This is a genomic window from Enterococcus sp. HMSC078F03 (assembly GCF_001811595.1).
GTDB classification, from domain to species: domain Bacteria; phylum Bacillota; class Bacilli; order Lactobacillales; family Enterococcaceae; genus Enterococcus; species Enterococcus faecalis.
The window spans coordinates 1-23209 of record NZ_KV805561.1; the positions used below are offsets into that span (position 1 = coordinate 1).

Here is a 23209-nt window from a genome sequence, read left to right on the forward strand (position 1 = left end):
TTTTTTCATTTACACAAAATATTTTACACTCTCACGACATGGTGTGTGTAAATAAATGGTGTTACTTCTTGAGGATGGTATTCTTTCTTTGCGTATTCATACATTTTTTTCCAAATATCCATGAATAAATTCTCCTTTATTTTTAGTTAGAATTATTATAGCAAATGTTCACACACAAAGAATAAAAAATAGAAGCATAAGAATGGATCATACTGAGATAGTAAGTGATAATCCTTATGCTTCTAAAAAATTATTTGTCAATAATCATTTTCGCAAGGGCAAAGTCTCCTGCGTAAGGTTCATCTACGCCGTTTACTTTTTGATAAAGGTCGGCGCCTTTACCAGCTAAGACAATCGCATCATCAGCCGTTGTGCTTAAAGATAATGCGTGAGCAATTGCTTCGCCACGATCTAAAACGGTGTAAACAGGCATTTCTTTGGTAATATGGGCTTGAATTTCTTGGCAAATTTTTGCTGGATCTTCACTGGCTGGGTCATCGGTTGTTAGGACTGCAACATCAGCCAATTCAGAAAGAACCGTACCAAAGTCTTTGCGGCGAGAAATCGCTTTGTCTCCCGTGCTACCAACAAGAACAATTAAGCGGCCGTCAGGATGTTCTTCACGGACAAAGGTTAAAAGATTCTTCAAACTGTCATAGTTATGAGCGTAATCAACATAGACGGTTGCACCGTTGGTATTCGTTAAAGATTCCATCCGGCCAGGGACGGTGGTTGCTGCGATCCCTTGTTGACACTCTTCTTTTGAAGCTCCCACAAGGACACTAGCAATCGCCGCACTTAACGCATTACCTTTGTTAAAATCACCACCTAAACGAAGGTGATAAGAGCCGGCCAATCCTAACGCATCTGCAGGACTTTCAACGATAAAACGTAAGGAATCCTCTGAAGAAACAGCGAATGAATAGTCAACTTCTGGAGCTGGCTGACTGCCATAGACAATGGCAGGGACTTTTTGCTGTTGTGCGGTTTCTTTAAGTAATGGAAAATAATCAGCTTCGTGATTCAACACAATGACTTTAGAATGTGTAATCAATTGACGTTTGCAATAAAAGTAATCGTCAAAGGTTGGATGTTCAATTGGACTGATATGGTCGGGGGTAATGTTTAAAAAAATGCCGACATCAAAAAATAACTTGTAGACACGATTAGTTTTGTAGGCTTGGGAAGAAACTTCCATAATAAAATGAGTCATCCCGTTAGCAACAGCGGTTGCCATCATTCGATACAAGTCCAAAGATTCGGGTGTAGTCAATGCAGATTTAAAGAATGTTTTGCCATCTAATGTCGAATTCATGGTAGAAAGCAAGGCTGTTTTTTGTTGTGTAGCAACATCTAAAATATATTTGGTGAAATAAGCCGCTGTTGTTTTACCTTTGGTTCCAGTAAAGCCAATCAGTTTTAATTTATTTTGTGGATAATCATAAAAAGCCATGCTTAACACAGCCATTGCTTTTTTAATGTCAGTCACGATAATTCCTAGTTGTGCTGGAACCTCATAAGGCACCTCAGAAACATAGATTTCTAGACCGTCTTTTACAGCATTTTCTAAATAGATTTCTTTAAAGTTTAATCCTTTACAAAAAAAGAGTGTTTCTGCTGTTACGTCTCTCGAATCGTAAGAAAGAGCCGTTACTTCTCGTTGACCTAACGTGTCGGAAAGAGTCAAGTGCCAGCCTTCTGGTGAAATAAATTCTTTTAATAAATCTTCTTTTTCTAAGCAATCGCGAATTGCGAATAATGAAATCGTCACTTTTTTTGCCTCCAAACGTTTCAACGAAATTTCAAAACTGATGTCATTATAGCATTATTTTTCTTTTAAAAAAACCATCTCGTTAGCGTGAGAAAATCCATGAGAAATGTTAAAATAGGATAATTCTTCGAGAAAGTCGTTGCATATCCCAAGATGAACAATTAAAATAAAGAAAGCATACTCAAAGAATATTGGAGGACAAAATGATCAATCAACCAAATTCAGTTGATCAACCAATCCTGACGAACCAAGAAAAAATGGTCAAAGGCTCAGCTTGGATGACAGCTAGTAATATTATCTCCCGCATGTTAGGGGCGATTTACATCATCCCCTGGTACGCTTGGATGGGCGAGCACGGAAACGAAGCGAACAGTTTGTTTTCAATGGGGTATACGATTTATGCCTTATTCCTAATGATCTCTACCGCCGGAATTCCAGGTGCGATTGCCAAGCAGACCTCGCATTATAATTCATTGAACGAATATAAAATTAGTCGACAGCTTTTTTATCGTGCCTTACAACTAATGGGTGGCTTAGGTGTGGTTTTTGCTATTGTGATGTATTTGGCATCTCCGGCATTAGCAGCTTTGTCTGGCGGAGGACCTGAATTAGTTCCAACGATGCGTTCATTAAGTTTAGCCGTTTTAGTTTTCCCAAGCATGAGTGTCATTCGCGGTTATTTCCAAGGAAATCAAGAAATGATGCCCTTTGCTTTATCACAAATTGTTGAACAAGTAGCACGAGTTTTTTACATGTTATTAACTGCTTTTATTATCATGAAAGTCTTTGAAGGTAATTACGTTACAGCGGTGACCCAAGCCACTTTTGCGGCATTTATTGGGATGCTCGCAAGTTTTGCGGTTTTAGGTTATTACATGTACAAACAAAAACCATTATTTGATTATTTAGAAGAACACAGCGCCAATGAACATGAAATTGCTCCAAAAGAGTTATTGATTGAAACTTTTAAAGAGGCGATTCCTTTTATCGTAGTTGGCTCAGGGGTAACTGTCTTTAAACTTGTCGATCAGTTTACTTTCTCAAACTTTATGCGTTTGTTTACGGATTATTCAGATACCCAATTACGAGAGCTTTTCGGTATTTTTAATGCCAATCCGGACAAATTAACCATGATTGTCGTGGCTTTAGCGACTTCGATTTCGGCTACTGGATTACCGTTAATTACAGAAGCGGTCACCTTAAAAAATCATCGTGAGTTAGCGCGTTTGATTAGTAATAATTTACAACTTTTTGTGTTTGTAATGTTGCCAGCAACGTTCGGTATGATTGTTTTAGCGCAACCACTATACACTGTTTTTTACATGCCAGATGCTTTAGGCACTTCTTTATTAGTGCAAGCTTGTTACGCTAGTTTATTCTTGGGCTTGTATATGTTAGTGTCAAATATGTTGATGGGGATGTATGAAAATCGTGACGCAATGCGTTATTTAGGAATTGGTTTAGCTGTGAAATTAATCGTGCAATTCCCCGCAATCCGTTTATTTGAAGTTTACGGTCCGTTATTAGCAACGATGATTGGCTTTACGGTTTCTTGCGTATTGATTCTAAGAAGAATTCGTCAAGTGACACGTTTTAATTACAAATTAACCTTACGGCGAACATTGTTAATGTTCTGTATTACAGTCATCATGATGATTATCGCTTTGATTTTCCGTCAGTTCTTGTATCTATTTTTAGATCCAACTAGACGTTTCCAAGCTTTCATTATCGTTGTAATTGTGGCTGCTGCAGGAGGCGCTTTTTATGGCTATTCGGTCTTGAAGATTCGCTTAGCTGATCGTTTATTAGGGAAAAATGCCGCAAAATTACGTGCAAAATTCAATATTAAATAATAGCTGATTGAACTCCTTTCAGCAGATTCTCTTAAGAGACAAGGCTTGAGACATCGATCGATTCGATTTATGTCCCAAGCTATTTTTTTAAAGGAAAGAGGAATGACGATGCGTTTAGATAAATTTTTAGCCGATGTTGGTATCGGTAGTCGTAAAGAAATCAAACAATTGTTAAAGAAAAAAGTCGTTACGGTGAATGGTGACGTCGTAAAAGAAGCCAAAACACAAGTAAACGAAGAAACAGATCAAATTGCCTTGATGGGAGAAATTCTTACGTATCAGAAATTCTTTTATTACATGTTGCATAAACCACAAGGTGTCATTTCTGCGACGGAAGATCAGCGAGATGAAACGGTAATTGACTTGTTAACTGATCAGGATTACCGTGCCGACTTGTTCCCAGTTGGTCGCTTGGATAAAGATACCGAAGGCTTGCTTCTATTAACAAATGATGGCCAGTTAGCGCATCAATTATTATCACCCAAAAAGCATGTGGATAAAGAATATTTAGCTGAAGTTGAGGGACTTGTGACAGTGGAAGATTGTCAACTGTTTGCGCAAGGATTTGCCTTGAAAGATGGAGAAATGGTTAAACCAAGTCGTTTAGTCATTGAGACGATCAATGAGGAAGAAGGGACTTCCGTAGTCCGTTTAGTGATTCAAGAGGGAAAATTCCATCAAGTCAAACGGATGTTAGCCACTGTAGGCAAACCTGTGACGTATTTAAAACGATTACGAATGGGCGAACTATGGTTGGATGAAACGTTAGAACTAGGGGAATATCGGCCCTTAACAGAAGCCGAATTGCAACAACTACAACCTAAACAATCATACCTCAATTAAAATAAACAAAAACCCAGCCCTTTCTGCGGAAAAGATAAAAAATTTCTCGAAAAATAGTGTCGGGTTTCTTTCTTTTTCTGCATAAAATGGTATGATTGACTATGTAGAACTTTATGAATAGGAGTGACAACAAATGACAATTGATTGGACAAAAGAAGTCGAAGCACGTAAAGACGACTTATTAGAAGATTTACAAAACTTATTACGGATCAACAGTGAACGTGATGATGCACAAGCAACACCTGAAGCGCCCTTTGGACCTGGGCCAGTTGCTGGCTTAAAACACATGTTAGCGTATGGTGAACGTGATGGCTTTACGGTGAAAAATGTCGACAATTACGCTGGACACATTGAATATGGTGAAGGCGACGAAACGTTAGGGATTTTTGGTCATATGGACGTTGTTCCTGCGGGTGATGGTTGGGAAACAGATCCTTATGAACCAGTCATTAAAGATGGCAAAATTTATGCACGTGGTGCAAGCGATGATAAAGGCCCAAGTATGGCTGCTTATTACGCAATGAAAATTATCAAAGAATTAGGCTTACCCGTGTCTAAAAAAATCCGTTTCGTAGTAGGAAGTGACGAAGAAAGCGGCTGGGGCGATATGGATTACTATTTCCAACATGAAGAAGCGCCAGACTTTGGTTTCTCACCAGATGCTGAGTTCCCAATTATCAATGGGGAAAAAGGAAATGTGACGATTCGTTTAACTTTCCGAGGCGGTAACGGTGCTGATTATAAATTAGAAAGCTTCAAATCTGGTTTACGTGAAAACATGGTTCCGGGAACAGCAGATGCTGTTGTAACGGCTGCTTCAGCAGACGAAGCGGCTTCACTAGCTGCTAGCTTTGAAACATTCATCAAACAAGAAGCAAAAATTTCAGGTAACGCAGAACTTTCAGATAAAACAGTGACTTTCCATGTAGTTGGTAAAGGTGCTCACGGTGCTAGCCCACAATCTGGAATTAACGCAGCGACTTTCTTGGCAACTTTCTTAAATGATTACAGCTTTGCAGAAGGCGCATACAGCTTTATTAATACCATTGCTGAATTTATCCATGAAGATTTTTATGGCGAAAAATTAGGTGTGGCTTTTGAAGACGAAAAAATGGGTAAATTGACAATGAACGCTGGGATTGTTAACTTTGATCCAGAAAATCCTGAAAATAGCTTAGTAACATTAAACTTCCGCTATCCAAAAGGAACTTCAGCAGAAGAATTACAAGCAAAAGTTCAAGCAACAGTCGGTGAAACGGTCACTGCAACACAAGGAGATCGCAACCAAGAACCGCATTATGTACCAGTTGATGATCCATTGGTGGCAACGTTACTACAAGTTTACGAAGACCATACAGGCGAAAAAGGCCAAGAACAAATCATTGGTGGCGGTACTTATGGCCGCTTATTAAAACGTGGTGTTGCCTATGGCGCAATGTTCCCTGGCTACACAGACACAATGCACCAAGCCAACGAATTTATGGAATTAGATGACTTATTCCGAGCAGCTGCTATTTATGCAGATGCGATTTATCGTTTAGCGAAGTAAAGTAAAAAAGCTGTTTTCGATTTTCGAAAACAGCTTTTTTTTGCAATTTTTGCCTTTTAAAAACCCAAAATCAGAACCGTCAATTTACTGAAAATTTCTTGCAAATCAACGGATCCCACGATACGATAAATAGGAGAAAACGCAATGAGTGAAACACTTATTGTTAACTATTTAATCAAAGGACGTGTGAAAATGAACGTAGAAGAATTAGTTCAAAAAGCAAAAGATTTAATTGGAGAAGGTAACGTGGAACATGCGCAACAATTCATTGAAGAACATAAAGATGAATTAGGCGAACACTATCATAAAATTACAGCGATGTTAGCTGATACAACGACCGATGATTTGTTTGATAAAATTAAAGGATTGTTTCAATAGTTGAAAAAAATCTGAGATAAAAGTGGAGGCTGAGACAAAAGTGTTTAGCTCCAAGAACCAAGTAGGTACGATGATTTCATCTGTTCATGCTTCACAGTGAAACATTGCAACTCTCGCCGTTTAACAGTTTTTGAGCGTGGAGCAAAAATCCAAAGTGATTTTTGTCCCACGCTCTTCTTTTTTTATTTAACTTTTAACCATTGTTTTGGCAACACATACGCAATTGGATTAAAAAGATAATCCGCTCCCCGTTTCACCACAGGCATATTCGTAATAGCTAAAATGAAGAGGGCTAAGAAGAAGAGTGCCAGGATTCGGAAAGTAAACCATTCTTTAAAGAGTGTGTCTAATTGCAAACCACTTTCCAACAGAATAATTAAGGGCATATGCAAGAGATAAGGGTAGAGGGTATCTTTTCCGAGGGCGCTTAAAGGTAACTTTCGTTTCGGCAATAATGCAAACCAAGAAAGAGACACCAATGCTGCAGCAACGTAAAAGAACAGCTGAATGAAACTACTGTATTCAAAGGCCGGACTAATTTCAGCGTAGGAAGCCCAACCAGTTAAGAAGCCCCAAAATTTCGTTGCCAATGACCATTGACTATTTACAAATAAAAAGGAGCTTAAAATTACGCCTACCGCTGCCCATTTGACTTTGCGATGATCTAAAAAGGTTTGTAGCTTTTGAATATCCATTAAGTAGCCACAATAGAAGAAAGGGAAGAAGCCCAGAGTCCGTCCTAAAGACAAGAAACCTTCCACAGGCAAATAGCCTGAGGCGCAGCCGATAACAATGATGATGGGCAACATGATTTTCGGCTGAACGCGCTGAAGAAAGATGGTAATTAAGTAGAAACTTGCTAAGGAAAGTAAGTACCAAGGAACGCCTGTTTCGTTCAGTAAATCAAAATTCATTTTATTTGCAAAGGCGAAATTAGCAAGTGTAATCAACAACTTCGCTAAGAGATAAAGCCAAACAAAGGAAAGTAAGCGTAGATATTTTCGTTGTTTAATGGCATGTTTACTAAAGAGTCCAGAGACAAAAATAAAGGCCGACATATGGAATGAATAGATCCAAAAGTTGATCGTTTCCATGAGTCGTGAAGGAGAAGCTTCACGATCTAAAATATGCCCAAAAATCACTAAGAAAATTAAAAAAAGTTTCACGTTGTCCCATTTATAAATTCACTTGTCGTTTTCCATAACGATCACTCCTTTTAGTAGAAAACAGTTCACTTTTGTTTAAGGCAGAAGAGGACATTTTTTCCATTCATTGAGTAGATAATTGTAGATACGAACCGGCAGCCGTTAAATGAGCCCCCACATACTTGCGCTTAAAACAAAAAATTAGGCAGGATGTTAGTCTTAAATTATACTGAAAGAGTGACGATCCTCCAAAGATTTTGTTTATTAAGAAGTGAAAGATGCGGTGAAAATAAATGATAAAATTTCAAAATGTTTCAAAAGTATATCAAGAAAATGCCGTTTTGTCCGATGTGAATTTAACAATCCAACAAGGCGAATTTTTTGTATTAGTAGGGCCGAGTGGTAGTGGAAAAACGACGACTTTGAAAATGATTAATCGGCTCATTGAGCCAACGACAGGTGAAGTGGCTCTCAATGAACAAGCGGTAACCAATTATCCTTTACGTGAATTACGACTAAAAATTGGCTATGTTCTTCAGCAAATTGCCTTATTTCCTAACTTAACCGTGGCGGAAAATATTGAGTTGATTCCTGAAATGAAAAAATGGCCCAAAGAGCAACGCAGAGAGCGAACCATTGAACTATTGAAAAAAGTTCAGCTGGATCCTGAGGAATATCTGCATCGTAAGCCAGCAGCGCTTTCAGGAGGCGAACAACAACGTATCGGGATTTTACGCGCCATTGCAGCCGAACCAGAAGTGATTTTAATGGATGAACCTTTTAGCGCGCTAGATCCGATTTCAAGACATCATCTTCAACGTTTGGTGAAAGAACTTCATCAGGAATTAGCGAGTACCATTGTTTTTGTGACCCATGATATGAATGAAGCTTTATTATTAGGAGAGCGCATCTGTATTATGGACGCTGGTAAAATTATTCAAGTCGATACGCCAGAAGCCATTCAAAAACATCCGAAAAATAATTTTGTCGGTCAATTTTTTAAACAATCTTCGCCAGAACTAGCGAACTATTGTGGCGCTGACTTGACTGCATTTTTAGAAGCTACGGATGAGACGATTGAGCCAGTGCCGACTGTTTTCATGGAAACCAATTTAAAAGAGATTGTCCAACTCATTAATGCGCAAGAGAAAGCAAATTTAGTAGAAAAACAACAAGTTTTAGGGTGTATCACCTCAAAAACGATTACTCGTTTTATGGAACAGCTGTTGGAAAGCGAGGGACAGTAGATGCAAGCACTGATTGAAACTTTTTTCGCTCGAAAAGAAGAATATCTGCAAGCGTTAATCGAGCATATGCAATTGTCCTTTATCTCGTTATTATTCGCTGCGTTGATTGCAATTCCTTTAGCCATTTATTTAACGAGTCATCGTAAGTTAGCGGAAAGTCTGTTACAAGTGACTGGGATTTTCCAAACCATCCCTTCTTTAGCCTTGCTAGGCTTACTGATTCCGTTAATTGGTATTGGTCGACCACCGGCAATTGTTGCGCTAGTGATTTATGCCTTATTCCCAATTTTACAAAACACCTATACTGGTTTGACGGAAATTGATCCTTCGTTAGAAGAAGCCGCAGAAGCATTTGGGATGAGTAAAAAAGAAAAACTGTTTAAGTTTGAGTTACAAATGGCGTTACCATTTATTATTTCTGGGATTCGAACGGCTACCGTTTTAATTATTGGTACGGCCACGTTGGCGGCGTTAATTGGAGCAGGTGGTTTAGGGACCTTCATTTTATTAGGAATTGATCGAAATAATTTATCGTTGATTTTTATTGGAGCTCTTTCATCAGCTGCACTAGCAGTCTTATTTAATTATGGAATTCATTGGTTGGAAAAAGCGAATGGACGGCGACTAATCATTGGCGGTACTATTTTAGGCCTTTTGTTAGGTGGTTCATTTTTCTGGAATCAACAAACTTCTTCAAAGGAAAAACAGCTGACAATTGCTGGCAAATTAGGAGCGGAACCAGATATTATTATTAATATGTATAAAGCCTTAATTGAAGAAAATAGCGACATTCAGGTGACGTTAAAGCCAAACTTTGGCAAGACTACTTTTTTATATAATGCCTTGAAATCAGATGAAATCGATCTTTATCCGGAATTTACAGGCACAGTGATCGAAACCTTTTTAAAAAATCCTCCTCAGCTAGACAATCAACCTCAAGTAGTCTATGAAGCGGCACGCGCTGGCTTGAAAAACCAAGAAAACCTTACTTTGTTGAAACCGATGCGCTATGAAAATACGTATGCCGTCGCAGTTAAGCGCTCATTTGCAAAAGCGCATCAATTAAAAACGATTAGTGATTTACAGAAAATTAGCAATCAGTTGAAAGCAGGTTTTACGTTAGAATTTATTGATCGGCAAGATGGTTATAAGGGATTACAAGAAAAATATCATTTAAATCTGAATGTCCAATCGATGGAACCGGCATTACGCTATCAAGCGATTAATAATGGTGAGGTAAATGTGATTGATGCCTATTCAACGGATAGTGAATTGAAACAATACGATTTAGTAACGTTAGAAGATGATCAAGCGCTATTTCCGCCTTATCAAGGAGCACCACTTATTAAAACAGCAACGTTGGAAAAATATCCAGAATTAGCAGAAATATTGAATAAATTGGCAGGAAAAATTAGCGAAGAAGAAATGAGTGAAATGAATTATCAAGTCAATGTGGAGGGGCAAGATCCTAGCATAGTGGCGAAAGACTATTTAAAAGAAAAGAATCTTCTTAAATAAGTATTTTTTACTGAAAAAGACTGGTATATAAACATTTATCCAGTCTTTTTCAGATAAATAAAGAGTTTAATGTGAAAAGTACCTGTATTTTTACTCATTTTTGGATATAATAAAAGAAATGAATGGAGAGGAGTGGTCTATATGAAAAAAGCAGAACGCCAACGTTTGATTAAACAACTAATTATGCAACAAGAAATTGAAACACAAGATGAATTAATCACTCGTTTGGAAGAACTTGGCGTCCGAGCCACTCAAGCGACTGTTTCAAGAGATATCCGTGAAATGAGTATTGTTAAAACACATGGTGCAGATGGTCGTGTCAAATATGCAATTTTTTCTCAAGCACAAGGCACAAGCAGTGAAGAGAAATTACGAGAATCAGTAAAAGATTCAGTTGTTCGAATGGAGCGAGTACAATTTATTGTCATCTTGCATACAGAGATGGGAAATGCCGATGTGGTGAGTAACTTTTTAGATGAAGTAGCTTATCCAGAAGTGGCTGGTACAGTGGCTGGTGCGGATACGATTATTGTGATTACACGTTCAGAAGAGGATGCGGAACACTTTATCGAACGCATCGAAAATATGATTTTTTAAAATTGAAAGCATCAATAGAAGGGAGTTTTTTTCTTGGTAGAATTGAAAGCGCTACAAAATGGTTCGGATATTCGGGGAATTGCTTTGGATACGGAAGAGCAAACTGCAACATTAACCGCAACAGCAGTAGCCGAGATTGCGGTGGGCGTGGTTCGTTGGTTACAGGACAAAAAACAGCTGCCACGAAAGGCACAACAGCGCCTGACAATTGCAATCGGACATGATAGTCGTCTAACGGCGGAGCCGATTAAGCAAGCATTAGTAGATACGTTTCTTTCATTAGGTATTCAGGTGATTGACGTTGGTTTAGCTACGACGCCTGCTATGTTTATGGCTACTCAATTTCCAACGTTTCAATGTGATGCAGCGATTATGATTACAGCTAGCCATTTGCCTTACTACTTTAATGGCTTGAAGTTCTTCACAGCAGAAGGTGGAGCAGAGAAAGAAGATATTCGGTATATTTTATCTCATACTGATCCGCTGACAGCCAATGAAAATGGCACACTGATGAAGCAAGAGTTACTGCCAATTTATGCGGAGCATTTGGTGGAAAAAATCCGCCAAGGAATTCATTCGCCAGAAGAGAAACCTTTACAGGGCTTTCGAATTATCGTTGATGCGGGTAATGGGGCTGGGGGCTTCTTTGCGGAGCAGGTTCTTCAAGTTTTGGGCGCTGATACGACGGGATCACAGTTTTTAGAACCAGATGGGCATTTTCCTAATCATGTACCTAATCCAGATAATTCTGAAGCAATGAAAAGTATTCAAACGGCTGTTTTAGCTAATCAAGCAGATTTAGGCATTATTTTTGATACAGATGTAGATCGTTCGGCCGTGGTGGACCAATCAGGTGAGGTACTAAACCGAAATAATTTAATTGCTGTTTTAGCGGCAATCGTTTTAAAAGAAGCGCCTGGTAGTTATATTGTGACAAATTCGCCAACATCAAGTCATTTAAAAACATTTATTGAAGAAAAAGGCGGCCAACAGATTCGTTATATTTCTGGTTACCGAAATGTCATTAATAAAATGATTGAATTGAATCATGGGGGCTTTCAGACACCGTTAGCCATTGAAACCAGTGGTCATGCAGCATTTCAAGAAAACTACAATCTGGATGATGGTGCATATATCGTGGCGAAAATTTTAATGTTGTTACCAGAATTGAAACAAAACAATCAAACGTTAGGAGATCTGATTGCTACATTGAAGCAACCGGCAGAAACCAACGAATTTCGCTTCAAAATTACTGCGGAGGATGTTACTTGTTATGGGCAACAAGTCTTGCGAGACTTTGAATTGTTTGTAGAAAATCAAGCAGACTTTGCTGTGGACCGTGAAAACCAAGAAGGTGTTCGGGGAAACGTGTCTGGTCAATATGGCAGTGGTTGGTTTTTGCTACGCTTAAGTCTGCATGAACCGTTGCTTGTTCTTCAGGTAGAGAATGACCAAAGCGATAAAAATGCGTGTGTCATCGAAAAAATTGCCACTTTTTTACAAAAATACGAGGAAATAGATAGTCAACAAATAGAAAAATAATCTAGGAAATTAAAGGTGTTCTTATGGAAAATGTTTTAAAAGGAAAACACGTTGGCTTTTCTCATTTTAGAGAAGAATATATCGAACATATTGCAAAGCAGCAATGGGATAATGAATTGCTTCGGCATTTGAGCTGGGATGCTTTACATCCGTGGGGGCTTGAAGAATGGAAAGATTTCACAATTAATAAAGGAGAAGATGATCGATTTCTATTTGCTATTTTAGAAAATACGACAGAGGAATTTATTGGTTGGGTTTCGTTGTCTGATGTACAGTTGAAAAATAGAGGGGCCAATTTAGGGATTGCTATTTTACAAAAAGAGCAACGTGGTCAAGGATATGGCTTTGAGGCGGTGTCTTTAATTTGTAAATTTGCTTTTTATGAATTGGGCTTGCACAAAATCAGATTAGCTGTCAATAGTAACAATCAAAACGCGATTCATGTTTATGAAAAAGTAGGCTTCAAAAAAGAAGGAATTGATAGAGAAGCGTTATTTCAAGATGGCCAATGGCTGGATATCTACAATTACGGAATTTTACAAAAAGAGTGGCTACAAATGATTAAGGCTGAGAGTTAGCTCAGGAACTGTTTAACACCAAGACACTGAGCAAACGCAGATATGCCGTTCTCAGCAGTGAATGTGCGGTAAAATAAAAAAACAGAAGAAATCGGCGGTTACCGTCCGATTTCTTCTGTTTTTTTACCATAGGCCAGGCGCTGCAGTCACAACGATTTGTTTTTTTGTAAACGGATGGAGTAAATGAAGTTGTGAAGCATGGAGCATTAAACGAGCTGCCTGCGATTTTGGGTTGTATAACGGATCACCAATAATTGGATGCCCTTCGCTAGCTAAATGGACCCGAATTTGGTGCGTCCGACCTGTTTCTAAAACACAGGTAACTGCGGTTTGATTATTAGAAAGAGCTTTGACCACTTGGACATGCGTAATCGCTGAATCCCCTTTTTGAGGATCAATCCGTCGTTTCCGGCGATCATGCCGATCACGACCAATCGGCTGATTGATTGTCTGTTCTTTTTGGTTAAAGTGACCAGCTACAATCGCTTGATATTGACGGTAAATTTGTTTTGTTTCTAATAAACGCCCTAAAATAGGTAAGACAAAAGGATTTTTAGCAAAGACAATCGCACCACTGGTTTCTTTATCTAATCGATGAACGACATAAGGGACCTGATTTTTCTCAGCTAAATAGGCAGCAACATGATTTAACAAGGTGTCTGTTTCCTGTGGCTGATTTGGATGGGTTTTAATGCCATAAGGTTTATTTACAATCATTAAATGTTCGTCTTCATATAAAACCTTCACACGCGTTGCTTCCCCCAAATGAATAGTGGGAAACACATAATCGGTTTCTTCAAACGTTAAGGTGACACAATCGCCAGCTTGGACTGGAAAATGAAAAGCAGCTGTTTCTCCGTTGATTTTGACATTTTTTCGCGTGCGTAAAAAATGGCGCACTTTTCGAGGGACTAGCCACTCATTTTCTAATAGTTCTTTTACAGTCATTGTTGAAAAATTTTCAGGTAATCTCATTGAATATTCCACCAAATCCCACCTTTCACTGATTCGCTATTTAGTGTAACAAAGCTACTCAAAAGGTCAAGTCAGAACGGAAAAAAAGCTGAAATTTGTTAGAAAGGCAGTTCCTTGAGAGATTCTTAAACAAATTTACATAAAAAACGAAGAAAAGCATGATAGAATAGAGGCTAAATAAAGACTCGTTTCTAAACGTAAGCAATTATTTACCTCTAGTGAAGGCCACATTTCCTTTGCTACAGCGAAAAGACCATTGAAATTGTTTTTCAAGAATTTTTCATGCTTTAGACCTAGGTCGTACCCACAAGAATATGGTAGACTTAGCCAAGAAACGTAAACAGAGGGAGTACTATGGACAATCTTAAACAATTTTTTAGTAAAGTCGGTGTCGGATTACGTCATTTTTGGACGTGGATAAAGCCTTATTTAATACAATTCCATCAAGCCAGAAAGCGGATTTGGAAAAAGTATCAAATCAATAAAATTTTCTTGTTAATTGGTTTGGTAGTCGCTTTAGGTGCCAGTATTTATTTATTTTACTTAGCCAAGTCCGCAAACGTTGAGACCCTAAAATCGGGGCTAAGTGAATCAACACGTGTTTATGATGAATCAGGAGAGGAAGTCGGAAAGTTATTCGGGCAAAAAGGAACTTTTGTGGAACTGGACAATATTTCTCCTTATATTCAAGACGCGGTTATTTCAACTGAAGATCGCGGGTTTTATCAACATAAAGGGTATTCCATCAAAGGGATTGCCCGTGCGGTTGTTGGAAAATTGACCTTCGGGAAAATCGGTGGCGGTGGTGGCGGAAGTACAATTACGCAGCAATTAGCCAAAAATGCTTACTTAACGCAAGAGCAAACGTTAGATAGGAAAGCCAGAGAATTATTCTTAGCGATTGAAATCGAAAAGAAATATTCGAAAAAAGATATCTTAGCAATGTATTTAAATAATTCTTATTTTGGTAATGGTGTCTGGGGCGTGCAAGATGCAGCTCGTAAATACTTTGGCGTGGATGCATCCCAAGTGACAGTGGGGGAAGCCGCAACGCTAGCAGGTATGTTAAAAGGGCCAGGAATTTATAACCCAATTGATTACATTGACAATGCCACAGCGCGACGGAATACCGTTTTACAACTAATGGTCGACAATAAAAAACTGTCTCAAGAAGAAGCCAATCAAGAAGCGAGTGTTAACTTAGCGAGTCTATTAAATGACACCTATGTTGGCGACGAAAATAGTTACAAATATCCATATTATTTTGATGCGGTAATTGATGAAGCGGTCAATCGTTATAAATTTAAAGAAGAAGATATTTTAAATAAAGGCTACAAGATTTACACTTCTTTAAATCAAAAATATCAAGATGCGATGGATGCAACTTATAAAAATGATACACTATTTCCACCCAATGCAGAAGACGGTGCCATGGTTCAAAGTGGCTCTGTAGCCATTGATCCGAAAACCGGCGGCGTGCAAGCACTGGTGGGCGGTCGAGGGGAACACGTTTATCGAGGCTTTAACTTTGCAACGCAAACAAAACGTTCACCAGGCTCGTCCTTAAAACCAATTTCTGTCTATACACCAGCTTTAGAGGCTGGCTATAAACCAGACTCTGTTTTAGAAGATAAACCACAAGATTACTATCCAGCGCAAAACTATAGCCGCACGTACAGTGGAGAAGTTCCTATGTATCAAGCCTTAGGAGAAAGCTTAAATTTACCAGCGGTGTGGTTATTACATCAAATTGGTTTAGATAAAGGCTATGAAAAAACAGAGAAATTTGGCATTCCATTATCAGAAAAAGATCGATATTATGGTTTAGCACTTGGGGGATTACAAACGGGTGTTTCGCCACTAACCATGGCGGGAGCTTATAGTGCCTTTGCCAATGAAGGCTATAAAACTGAAACGCATTTAATTACAAAAATCGTCGACTCAACTGGCGCAATTGTAGTTGATAATACTAAAGTCAAGAAAGAACAAGTCATTACCAAAGATGTTGCAGACGGGATTACAAGTATGTTACTAGGGGTCTTTAGTTCTGGGAGCGGGGTCAACGCACAACCAGCAGGCTACGTAATGGCTGGTAAAACAGGTACGACAGAAACCAACTTCGATAGTAGTAAAACGAACGATCAGTGGGTGATTGGTTATACACCAGAAGTTGTCATTGCTACTTGGTTAGGCTTCCAAGAAACCAGTAAAACCCATTATCTGGAAGGTAGTAGCGCCACATATGCCTCTCAGGTGTTCAACAGTCAAGCCAGTGGCATCTTGCCACAAGTCAAACAAGCACAATTTCCTGTCGCGGATGCTTATGCCACAGGTGGGAAAGTTGTTGATAGCAACGATAGTTTAACCGGTGGTGCCAATTCTAATTGGCGGGATAACTTAAAAGACTTTGGAAACTCTGTTCAAGATGGCGCTAGCAATTTCGGAGATACATTGAATGAAGTTGGGGGACAAATTAAAGACGGCGCGAAAAAAGTCAAAGACAAGATTGAAGGAATTTTCGGAGGCTTATTAGGAAATTAGTTGGGAAAACCTAAGAGAAATGGTACAATAAAGATGAAACTATTGAGAAAAGAGGGATTCCATTGAGTAACATTTATGATACAGCCAATCAGATTGAACGTGAACTACGTGAGTTAGACGAATTTAAAGCATTACAAGCAGCGTATGAAGAAGTAAAAGCAGACGAAGCAGCTTACACATTGTTTAAAGAATTCCAAGGATTCCAACAAGGACTTCAAGAAAAACAAATGCGCGGTGAAGAATTCACGGATGAAGATGCTGAAAAAGCACAAAGCATTGCAACGAAAGTGCAAGAAACAGCAGTTATCAACGAATTAATGCAAAAAGAACAAGCGTTTAGCTTAGTTGTCAATGATTTAAACCGAATTATCATGACTCCTGTGCGTGATATGTATAACGATTAATTTACGTAATTGAACTCTGACAAGTTGTCTATAAGACAATTTGTCAGAGTTTTTCTTTTACTGAAAATAAAAAAACGAACAAATTTTCGTATGTTTTTACTGACCAAGCTGGCAGAAAATGATATGATAAAGGGAGGAGAAAAGGAGGGGAAACGATGAAACTATTGCATACAGCTGATTTACACATGGATCGGTCTTTTGAAGGGTTAACTGGGATCCCGACAGCCTTAGCGAAGCGCTTAAGAGAAGCTAATCAACAATTGTTAATGAATATCGTAACAGTTGCCATTCGAGAAACGGTGGACTTGGTTATTTTTGCAGGAGATACGTTTCATCAAAGTCAGACCTCTATTTCAATGCAAGCCCAATTGATGGCTGCATTAGAACAGTTGAAACAAGCAGAAATCCCTGTGATTCTAACATTTGGGAATCATGATTACTATAAAAAAGACCGCTATTGGTTTTCTTTTCCAGACAATGTTTTTTTATTTGAAAAAGAAATGGTTGAGACGCTGTATTTTGAAACGAAAGCGGGCGAACAAGTGGCTGTTTCGGGGTTTAGTTATGAGCATCCCTGGATTGATGAAAATAAAGCACTAGAATTTCCTATCAAACAAGCAGAATCTGACATTCATATTGGGATTTATCATGGAGACACCAGTCGGAAAGCGCAACAAAATTATGCTCCGTTTACATGGAAGGATTTAAAAGCCACTGGCTATAATTATTGGGCATTGGGCCACATTCATCAGCCGCAAATTGTTAGTGAACAACCGCTAATTGTTTATCCTGGAACACCTCAAGGGCACACGAAAAAAGAACAGTCTTTACAAGGTGTTGCAGTGGTCACACTTTCCCAAAATCAAGCGACTGTTCAATTTGAAAAAGTCGCAGAAATAGATTGGACGAATGAAGAAGTATCTCTTGCGCAATGCCGTGACACCCAAAGCGTTTTGTCTTATCTTGAAACCAGTTTGCTGACGAAGTGGCATGCGCATCAGCAACAGCAATTGATGGCGTTGACACTGAAAGAAACGCAACATTTGGATGTGACCGTGGTGCAAGCCATTGTCAATGGTGAACTATTAAGCTACTTACAGCAGCAGCTTTTACAAAAAACGCAAGGTGATTTTTTTGTTTATCACCTAATATTGCAAGCAGAGGAACCAACGAAAGAACCGATCTATTTAGCCGCTAGTCCCAACTTATTAACGGCATTAGAAAAAACATACTTAGATCCAGTTATTTTTGAAGATACCACCAAGGAATTGTTACGTTATCCAGAATTTGCTGGAATTTTTTCAATGGATGAGCAGTGGCGATTAGAGAGCTTGCGCCTAGCACATGAGCAAATTAATGAAGACTTTACTATTCAGGAGGACCCACTATGAAATTACTCGCAGTAGAGATTGTGGGCTTTGGAAAATGGCAACAACAGAAAATTACATTTGAATCTGGTAATCAATTGCTGTACGGCGCAAATGAAGTTGGCAAGTCCACATTGTATCAATTCATTCAAGCAATGCTGTTTGGTTTTCCCACAAAGGGCAAAAGAAAACGCGATTACGCACCTAAAAATGGTGGTTCGTATGGTGGTCGTTTGTGGTTGGCACATCCTGTGTTTGGGGAAGTTCAAGTCGAGCGTTTTAAAGAAAAAAATAAAGGGCAAGCAATCATTTATTATCAACAACAAATTGGGGATGAAAAAACCTTACAGCAAATGTTACATCCGCTAACGAAAAAGTTATTTCAAGAGGTTTTTACTTTCCAACAAGAACAATTAATTACGAGTGATAAGTTGACAGAAGAGGAACTGCAAACATCCTTGTTAGCCATTGGTGTTTCTGGTAGTCAACAACTTTTGACTTACCGAAATACGTACTTTAAAGAAGCACAAAAAATCTTTAAAGGTAAAGGACAGCAGCCATTACTCAATCAGAAGTTGGCGGCTTATCAAGAACTAAAAGAGCAAATTCAAGAGAAAGAAGCGCAGCAACAAACTTTTCAACAATTAGAAGAAACGATTCGCGAAACAGAACAACAGCGAGTGACACTGCAACAGCAATTAAAAGAAACGCAACAGGACTTGTTACAGGTTGCGGAACAGCAACGTCACTTTCCCTTGTACGAAGAATGGCAGTCACTACCTGAAGAAACAGAGAACGTTGTTTTAGTAAAAGAAGACCAAGTTCAATTAGAAGAAACCTTTCAAGAATATATGTACCTAGACAAAGAACGACAACGTTTGACCAAAGAGTTATCTCTTCAGTCAGAAGCGCTCGATGTTCCAGAAGGCTATGCTTTTTACCTAGAACAAGAAGCATTGATTCAACAATTGTTGAATCAACGCTATGATATGCAACAATTGATGACGGAATCGGAATGGATGACCCAAACCTTTGAGCAAAATCGTCAAGAAATGGTCCTTTTAGAGAACGAATGGTCATGGTCGCCTGAACGACCACCACAGCTTTTTTATGACAACGAAACCGTTCAAAAGTGGCGCCAACAACAAGTTGCGTATACGCAAGCTCTTCAAAAAGGACAAGAACAGAAAGCATTCTTGGCTTCTCAAATTGAAAATCTGGAAGACCAGTTAACGGATTTTGAAAAAGCGCATGCCGCATTTTTTGGTGAAGCGACGCGTGCCCAAAAAGCGCAGAAAACAAGTCAACCACTTTGGTTATTGCTAGGAAGTATCCTTGCATTACTCGGTTTCTTTTTGCCAAGCCCTTTAAAATGGGGCCTAGTTCTCGTGGGAGTTAGTCTTATCGCGAAAGAAGTGCTTAGCTACGCCACTAGAAAAGAAGCTTCCTCTGATGAAGTGAAAGAAGAATGGAAGACGAAACTTTCGCAACTAGATTATTTAAATGAACAGTTCCAACAAGCGCTGAATCAAGAACGTGAGGCACAACTGCAAGTGGAACAACTTGAACAATCAGTAGCGGAGCAAGCCCAACTCCATCAATTAGGAAAAATGAATCAAATTGATACTTTAATGAATCAGCGGGAATTGATTACGCGCTATTTATTGCTTGTTCAAACAAATGAAGAACTCATGAGTCAATTGAAGGAAAATCAACAAAAACGCCAAGGATTTGAAGAACAAGTCTTTCCATTGATGACGCATTTACCCTTACAAGGAAAGAGCCTTTCAGAAAAGTTACACTTTTTAGAAGGATTTGCTGAAGAAATGGAGAAGGTTCGCTTTGCTCAGGAGTATCAAGCAGATGGCTATCTCAAACAGCAGTTACGAGAGTTGAAAACTAAACAGCAAGAAGCATTAACACGAATTCAGCCTTTACTAATTCGTTATCGGATTCTATCAATCGCTGATGTTCCAATAAGGATTCAACAGCTGACCACTCAGCAAGCCCAAGTTGGTCGTGGGCAAGAATTAGCGACGCAATTAGGTAATCTGTTTCCAGAAGCGGTAACAGAAGCAACGTTAAAAGACCGTTCTTTACAACTGGCGCAGCAACAAGCACTGGAAGAAAGTCAGTTAGATAAAATACAAGAACAGTATCAAGCGCTGATTTATGAAAAACAACAATTAATGACGGATGGTACCTTAGATGAGTTGTATCAACGACAAGCAATTTTAAAAGCGGAAATCAAAGAACTAGCTCAACGTTGGTCTGGGTATCAACTAGCGGGACAACTGCTAATGGACCTATTAACAGAGCTTTCGGAACAACAATTGCCCAGCTTATTACAGTATGCATCAAGCTACTTTGCACTTTTAACAAATCAGCGTTATCAATCAATCCAAGTAGCCGAAGGTCAACTAGTTGCGGTGACGAAAGAACAAGAAATGTTTTATTTACATGAATTATCAACTGGCACTAAAGATCAATTGATGATGGCTGTTCGTTTTGCCTTTTTAGCAGTCCAAGGCGAGCAACTGATTTGTCCAATTATCATTGATGATGGCTGGTTACACTATGATCATCAAAGAAAAGCCCAATTAGCTGAATTATTTACTAAATTTGGTCAAAAACAGCAAGTCATTTGTTTTTCTTCTGACCAAGAAATGGTAAGCTATTATCAGGACTTACAACAAAGAGTAATTGCGTTAGAAGGAGGAAGCGTCAAGTGAAAAAATTACGTGAATTAACAGTAGAAGAACTTTTTGAATCATTTGTTCTAATTAAAAATGCCGATGTACGTGTAGCTAAAAATGGGAAAAAGTTTATTGCCTTTACCTTTCAAGACACATCTGGCACGATTGACGGAAAATATTGGGACGCCTCTGAGGATGAAATTACACGGTTTACTGCGGGAAACGTTGTTTTACTGAATGGGAAACGAGAAGTTTATCAAAATAAACCCCAAGTAAAAATTTTACACATGCGTTTAGCGACAGCAGAGGAACCAAGCCAGCCAAGTTTATATATGGAACGAGCGCCTTTGAAAAAAGAAGAGATGGTCGAGGAAATCAATCAAGTGATTTTTGAGATTACCAATGCTCATTGGAATCGTATTGTGCGCTATCTCATGACGAAATACCAACAAGAATTTTATGAATTTCCTGCAGCCAAACGGAACCATCATGCTTTTGCGAATGGCTTAGCTTACCACACTGTCTCAATGTTGCGCCTAGGCAAAGCAATTGCTAAGGAATATCCTGAAATTAACACGTCACTATTATACGCGGGGATTATTTTACATGACTTAGGAAAAGTTTTAGAGTTATCTGGCGCTATTACGACAGAATATACGGTGGCAGGGAACTTAATTGGTCATTTAGTTTTGGTGGATGAGGAAATTACCAAGGCGTGTTTGGCTTTGAAAATTGATGATCGAGAAGAAGACGTTGTCGTTCTTCGGCACATGGTCTTAGCCCACCATGGATTGTTGGAATATGGCTCACCTGTGCGACCAAGAATTATGGAAGCGGAAATCTTACATCAAATTGATACCATGGATGCGTCCATTCAAATGATGCTAGGGGCAATTCGTCAAACACAGCCTGGGGAGTATACGGAACGAATCTTTGGTTTAGATAACCGCAGTTTCTATGTTCCAAAAGATAAATAAAAAAAGGGAGTGGTCAATCGACCACTCTCTTTTTTATGCTTATTTAGAAGAAGATTCTGTTGTTTTGCTTGAAGAATCTGTTGCTTTTTCAGAGTCGCTTGTTTTGGTATCGCTTGTTTTAGAATCACTTGATTTTGATTCTTTTTTCTCTGAAGAAGCGCTTGAAGATTCAGTTTGCATGTAGCCTGCTAAAGCGTTCTTGAAGGCATCATCTTTAATTTTCACATTGGCCGCTTTTAATTCGTCACTAATGACTTTCGAAACAAATGTTTGATCGGCTAATTTTGTTTCTTCAGCAATTTTCTTGATCTCTTTTTCATAAGGTTTCATGTCATTGCCTTTTGCTTTGTTTTTCGTCATTTTCACTACATAGTAGGTTGTTTGGTAGGTTTGCATATTTGTTGCAGCAATTGGTTCTGACACTTCGCCATCTTTTAATTTGAAGGCAGCTTCTTTAACTTCGGCAGGAACAGTTGTTGCTTGTGAATCAAATTTAATTTTACCGCCATCTTTTTTCGTAGCAGCATCTGTTGATTTTTCTTTAGCAATTTTTGTGAAATCGCCGCCGTCAGTGATTTCTTTCTTGACAGCTTTGGCATCATCTTCTGAAGCAACTTGGATAATTTGTGCTTCTACTTCTGGATGGAAACTTGCCCAAGCTGTTTTTAAGTCTTCATCTGTAATTTTTAAGTGGGCTTTTAGACCTGCATCATAGGCTGCTCTTTGTTTTAACTGTTTCTTGAATGTTTTTTCAGTTAAACCAGCTTGTTTTAATGCATCAGAGAACTTTCCACCTTGTGCTTCTACTTGTTCTTTGGCTTCGTCAAAGTTTTTTTGAATATCTTTGTCAGTTACTTTGTCGCCATATTTTTCTTCAAAGACTTTATAAATAACCATTTGGCTAAACGCTTGTTGGCTAGTGCTTTGTTCTTTAATTTGGTTATAAAAATCATCAACAGTAATTGTTGAACCTTTCATTGTTGCGATATCTTTTGAACCGCTTGAACACGCTGCTAAACTAAAAACGGCCATTGCGCCCGCTGCAGCTAAGATTAGTTTTTTCTTCATTCTCTTATGCACTCCTGTTTTTTTTAGTTTTATTTCTGTTATAACTATACCATACCTTATTTTGAAAAAGAAAGAGTCTCAGGCATAGTTTCAAACAAAATTCGTATTTACGTCACACTTTTTATTTTTTATGATTTGTCAAATTAAGTTAGAATAAAAT

General features: G+C 38.6%; 18 protein-coding genes and 1 pseudogene. 14 read left to right on the forward strand and 5 right to left on the reverse strand.

Translation table 11 applies throughout. The features are described from left to right. Nucleotides 1-32: 32 nt before the first annotated feature. Together HMPREF2810_RS15385 and HMPREF2810_RS08210 are read right to left on the reverse strand one after the other, a co-directional pair. Nucleotides 33-122: pseudogene (locus HMPREF2810_RS15385) on the reverse strand (cytidine deaminase); the annotation flags it as partial. Nucleotides 123-250: 128 nt separating this feature from the next. Continuing rightward, nucleotides 251-1771 carry a UDP-N-acetylmuramoyl-L-alanyl-D-glutamate--L-lysine ligase gene (locus HMPREF2810_RS08210; protein WP_002380076.1) on the reverse strand — a complete coding sequence of 507 codons (1521 nt, stop codon included), beginning with the start codon at nucleotides 1769-1771 and terminating at the stop codon, nucleotides 251-253. 203 nt (nucleotides 1772-1974) lie between these two features. Between HMPREF2810_RS08210 and HMPREF2810_RS08215 the strand changes: the two genes are divergently transcribed. From HMPREF2810_RS08215 to HMPREF2810_RS08230, 4 genes are all read left to right on the forward strand, one after another. Next, a complete protein-coding gene (locus HMPREF2810_RS08215; RefSeq protein WP_002364837.1) occupies nucleotides 1975-3624 on the forward strand; it encodes a putative polysaccharide biosynthesis protein in 1650 nt (549 codons plus the stop codon). A 108-nt stretch (nucleotides 3625-3732) separates the two neighbouring features. Then, on the forward strand, nucleotides 3733-4467 hold the full coding sequence (locus tag HMPREF2810_RS08220; RefSeq protein WP_002380077.1) for a pseudouridine synthase: 735 nt from the start codon (nucleotides 3733-3735) through the stop codon (nucleotides 4465-4467). 133 nt (nucleotides 4468-4600) lie between these two features. Then, nucleotides 4601-6016: a dipeptidase PepV gene (gene pepV / locus HMPREF2810_RS08225; protein ID WP_002358655.1), complete on the forward strand. Its 1416-nt coding sequence runs from the start codon at nucleotides 4601-4603 to the stop codon at nucleotides 6014-6016. 144 nt (nucleotides 6017-6160) lie between these two features. Further along, nucleotides 6161-6394 carry a hypothetical protein gene (locus HMPREF2810_RS08230; protein ID WP_002380079.1) on the forward strand — a complete coding sequence of 78 codons (234 nt, stop codon included), beginning with the start codon at nucleotides 6161-6163 and terminating at the stop codon, nucleotides 6392-6394. A 182-nt stretch (nucleotides 6395-6576) separates the two neighbouring features. Here HMPREF2810_RS08230 and HMPREF2810_RS08235 read toward each other — a convergent pair whose 3' ends face one another. Beyond that, nucleotides 6577-7578, reverse strand: coding sequence for an acyltransferase family protein (locus tag HMPREF2810_RS08235; protein ID WP_224561201.1), 1002 nt, complete (start codon nucleotides 7576-7578; stop codon nucleotides 6577-6579). Between the two features lie 254 nt (nucleotides 7579-7832). On the opposite strand from HMPREF2810_RS08235, the gene HMPREF2810_RS08240 reads away from it, so the two are divergent. From HMPREF2810_RS08240 to HMPREF2810_RS08260, 5 genes are all read left to right on the forward strand, one after another. After that, nucleotides 7833-8786: an ABC transporter ATP-binding protein gene (locus HMPREF2810_RS08240; RefSeq protein WP_002380081.1), complete on the forward strand. Its 954-nt coding sequence runs from the start codon at nucleotides 7833-7835 to the stop codon at nucleotides 8784-8786. Further along, on the forward strand, nucleotides 8787-10304 hold the full coding sequence (locus HMPREF2810_RS08245) for an ABC transporter permease/substrate-binding protein (RefSeq protein ID WP_002384902.1): 1518 nt from the start codon (nucleotides 8787-8789) through the stop codon (nucleotides 10302-10304). Nucleotides 10305-10445: 141 nt separating this feature from the next. After that, a complete protein-coding gene (gene argR, locus HMPREF2810_RS08250; protein ID WP_002355509.1) occupies nucleotides 10446-10901 on the forward strand; it encodes an arginine repressor in 456 nt (151 codons plus the stop codon). Nucleotides 10902-10934: 33 nt separating this feature from the next. Continuing rightward, complete coding sequence (locus tag HMPREF2810_RS08255) at nucleotides 10935-12443, forward strand: phosphohexomutase domain-containing protein (RefSeq protein WP_002384903.1); 1509 nt, start codon at nucleotides 10935-10937, stop codon at nucleotides 12441-12443. Nucleotides 12444-12466: 23 nt separating this feature from the next. Beyond that, on the forward strand, nucleotides 12467-13021 hold the full coding sequence (locus HMPREF2810_RS08260) for a GNAT family N-acetyltransferase (RefSeq protein WP_002380085.1): 555 nt from the start codon (nucleotides 12467-12469) through the stop codon (nucleotides 13019-13021). 123 nt (nucleotides 13022-13144) lie between these two features. On the opposite strand, the gene HMPREF2810_RS08265 is transcribed toward HMPREF2810_RS08260, so the two are convergent. Continuing rightward, the gene (locus HMPREF2810_RS08265; protein ID WP_002380086.1) at nucleotides 13145-14008 is read right to left on the reverse strand and encodes an RluA family pseudouridine synthase; all 864 of its coding nucleotides are present in this window, start codon (nucleotides 14006-14008) and stop codon (nucleotides 13145-13147) included. 342 nt (nucleotides 14009-14350) lie between these two features. On the opposite strand from HMPREF2810_RS08265, the gene HMPREF2810_RS08270 reads away from it, so the two are divergent. From HMPREF2810_RS08270 to HMPREF2810_RS08290, 5 genes are all read left to right on the forward strand, one after another. Further along, nucleotides 14351-16537 (forward strand): PBP1A family penicillin-binding protein, encoded by a 2187-nt coding sequence (locus tag HMPREF2810_RS08270; protein ID WP_002380087.1) that lies wholly within the window; start codon nucleotides 14351-14353, stop codon nucleotides 16535-16537. A 62-nt stretch (nucleotides 16538-16599) separates the two neighbouring features. Next, nucleotides 16600-16941: a YlbF/YmcA family competence regulator gene (locus HMPREF2810_RS08275; RefSeq protein ID WP_002355518.1), complete on the forward strand. Its 342-nt coding sequence runs from the start codon at nucleotides 16600-16602 to the stop codon at nucleotides 16939-16941. A gap of 155 nt (nucleotides 16942-17096) precedes the next feature. Further along, nucleotides 17097-18332 (forward strand): DNA repair exonuclease, encoded by a 1236-nt coding sequence (locus HMPREF2810_RS08280; RefSeq protein ID WP_002380088.1) that lies wholly within the window; start codon nucleotides 17097-17099, stop codon nucleotides 18330-18332. Then, on the forward strand, nucleotides 18329-21040 hold the full coding sequence (locus tag HMPREF2810_RS08285) for an ATP-binding protein (protein ID WP_070635601.1): 2712 nt from the start codon (nucleotides 18329-18331) through the stop codon (nucleotides 21038-21040). The genes HMPREF2810_RS08280 and HMPREF2810_RS08285 overlap by 4 nt, the downstream gene beginning before the upstream one ends. Further along, nucleotides 21037-21981 carry a 3'-5' exoribonuclease YhaM family protein gene (locus HMPREF2810_RS08290; protein WP_002355522.1) on the forward strand — a complete coding sequence of 315 codons (945 nt, stop codon included), beginning with the start codon at nucleotides 21037-21039 and terminating at the stop codon, nucleotides 21979-21981. Before HMPREF2810_RS08285 ends, HMPREF2810_RS08290 begins: the two co-directional genes overlap by 4 nt. A gap of 39 nt (nucleotides 21982-22020) precedes the next feature. Here HMPREF2810_RS08290 and HMPREF2810_RS08295 read toward each other — a convergent pair whose 3' ends face one another. Further along, a complete protein-coding gene (locus tag HMPREF2810_RS08295; RefSeq protein ID WP_002355524.1) occupies nucleotides 22021-23049 on the reverse strand; it encodes a peptidylprolyl isomerase in 1029 nt (342 codons plus the stop codon). Nucleotides 23050-23209: the final 160 nt, after the last annotated feature.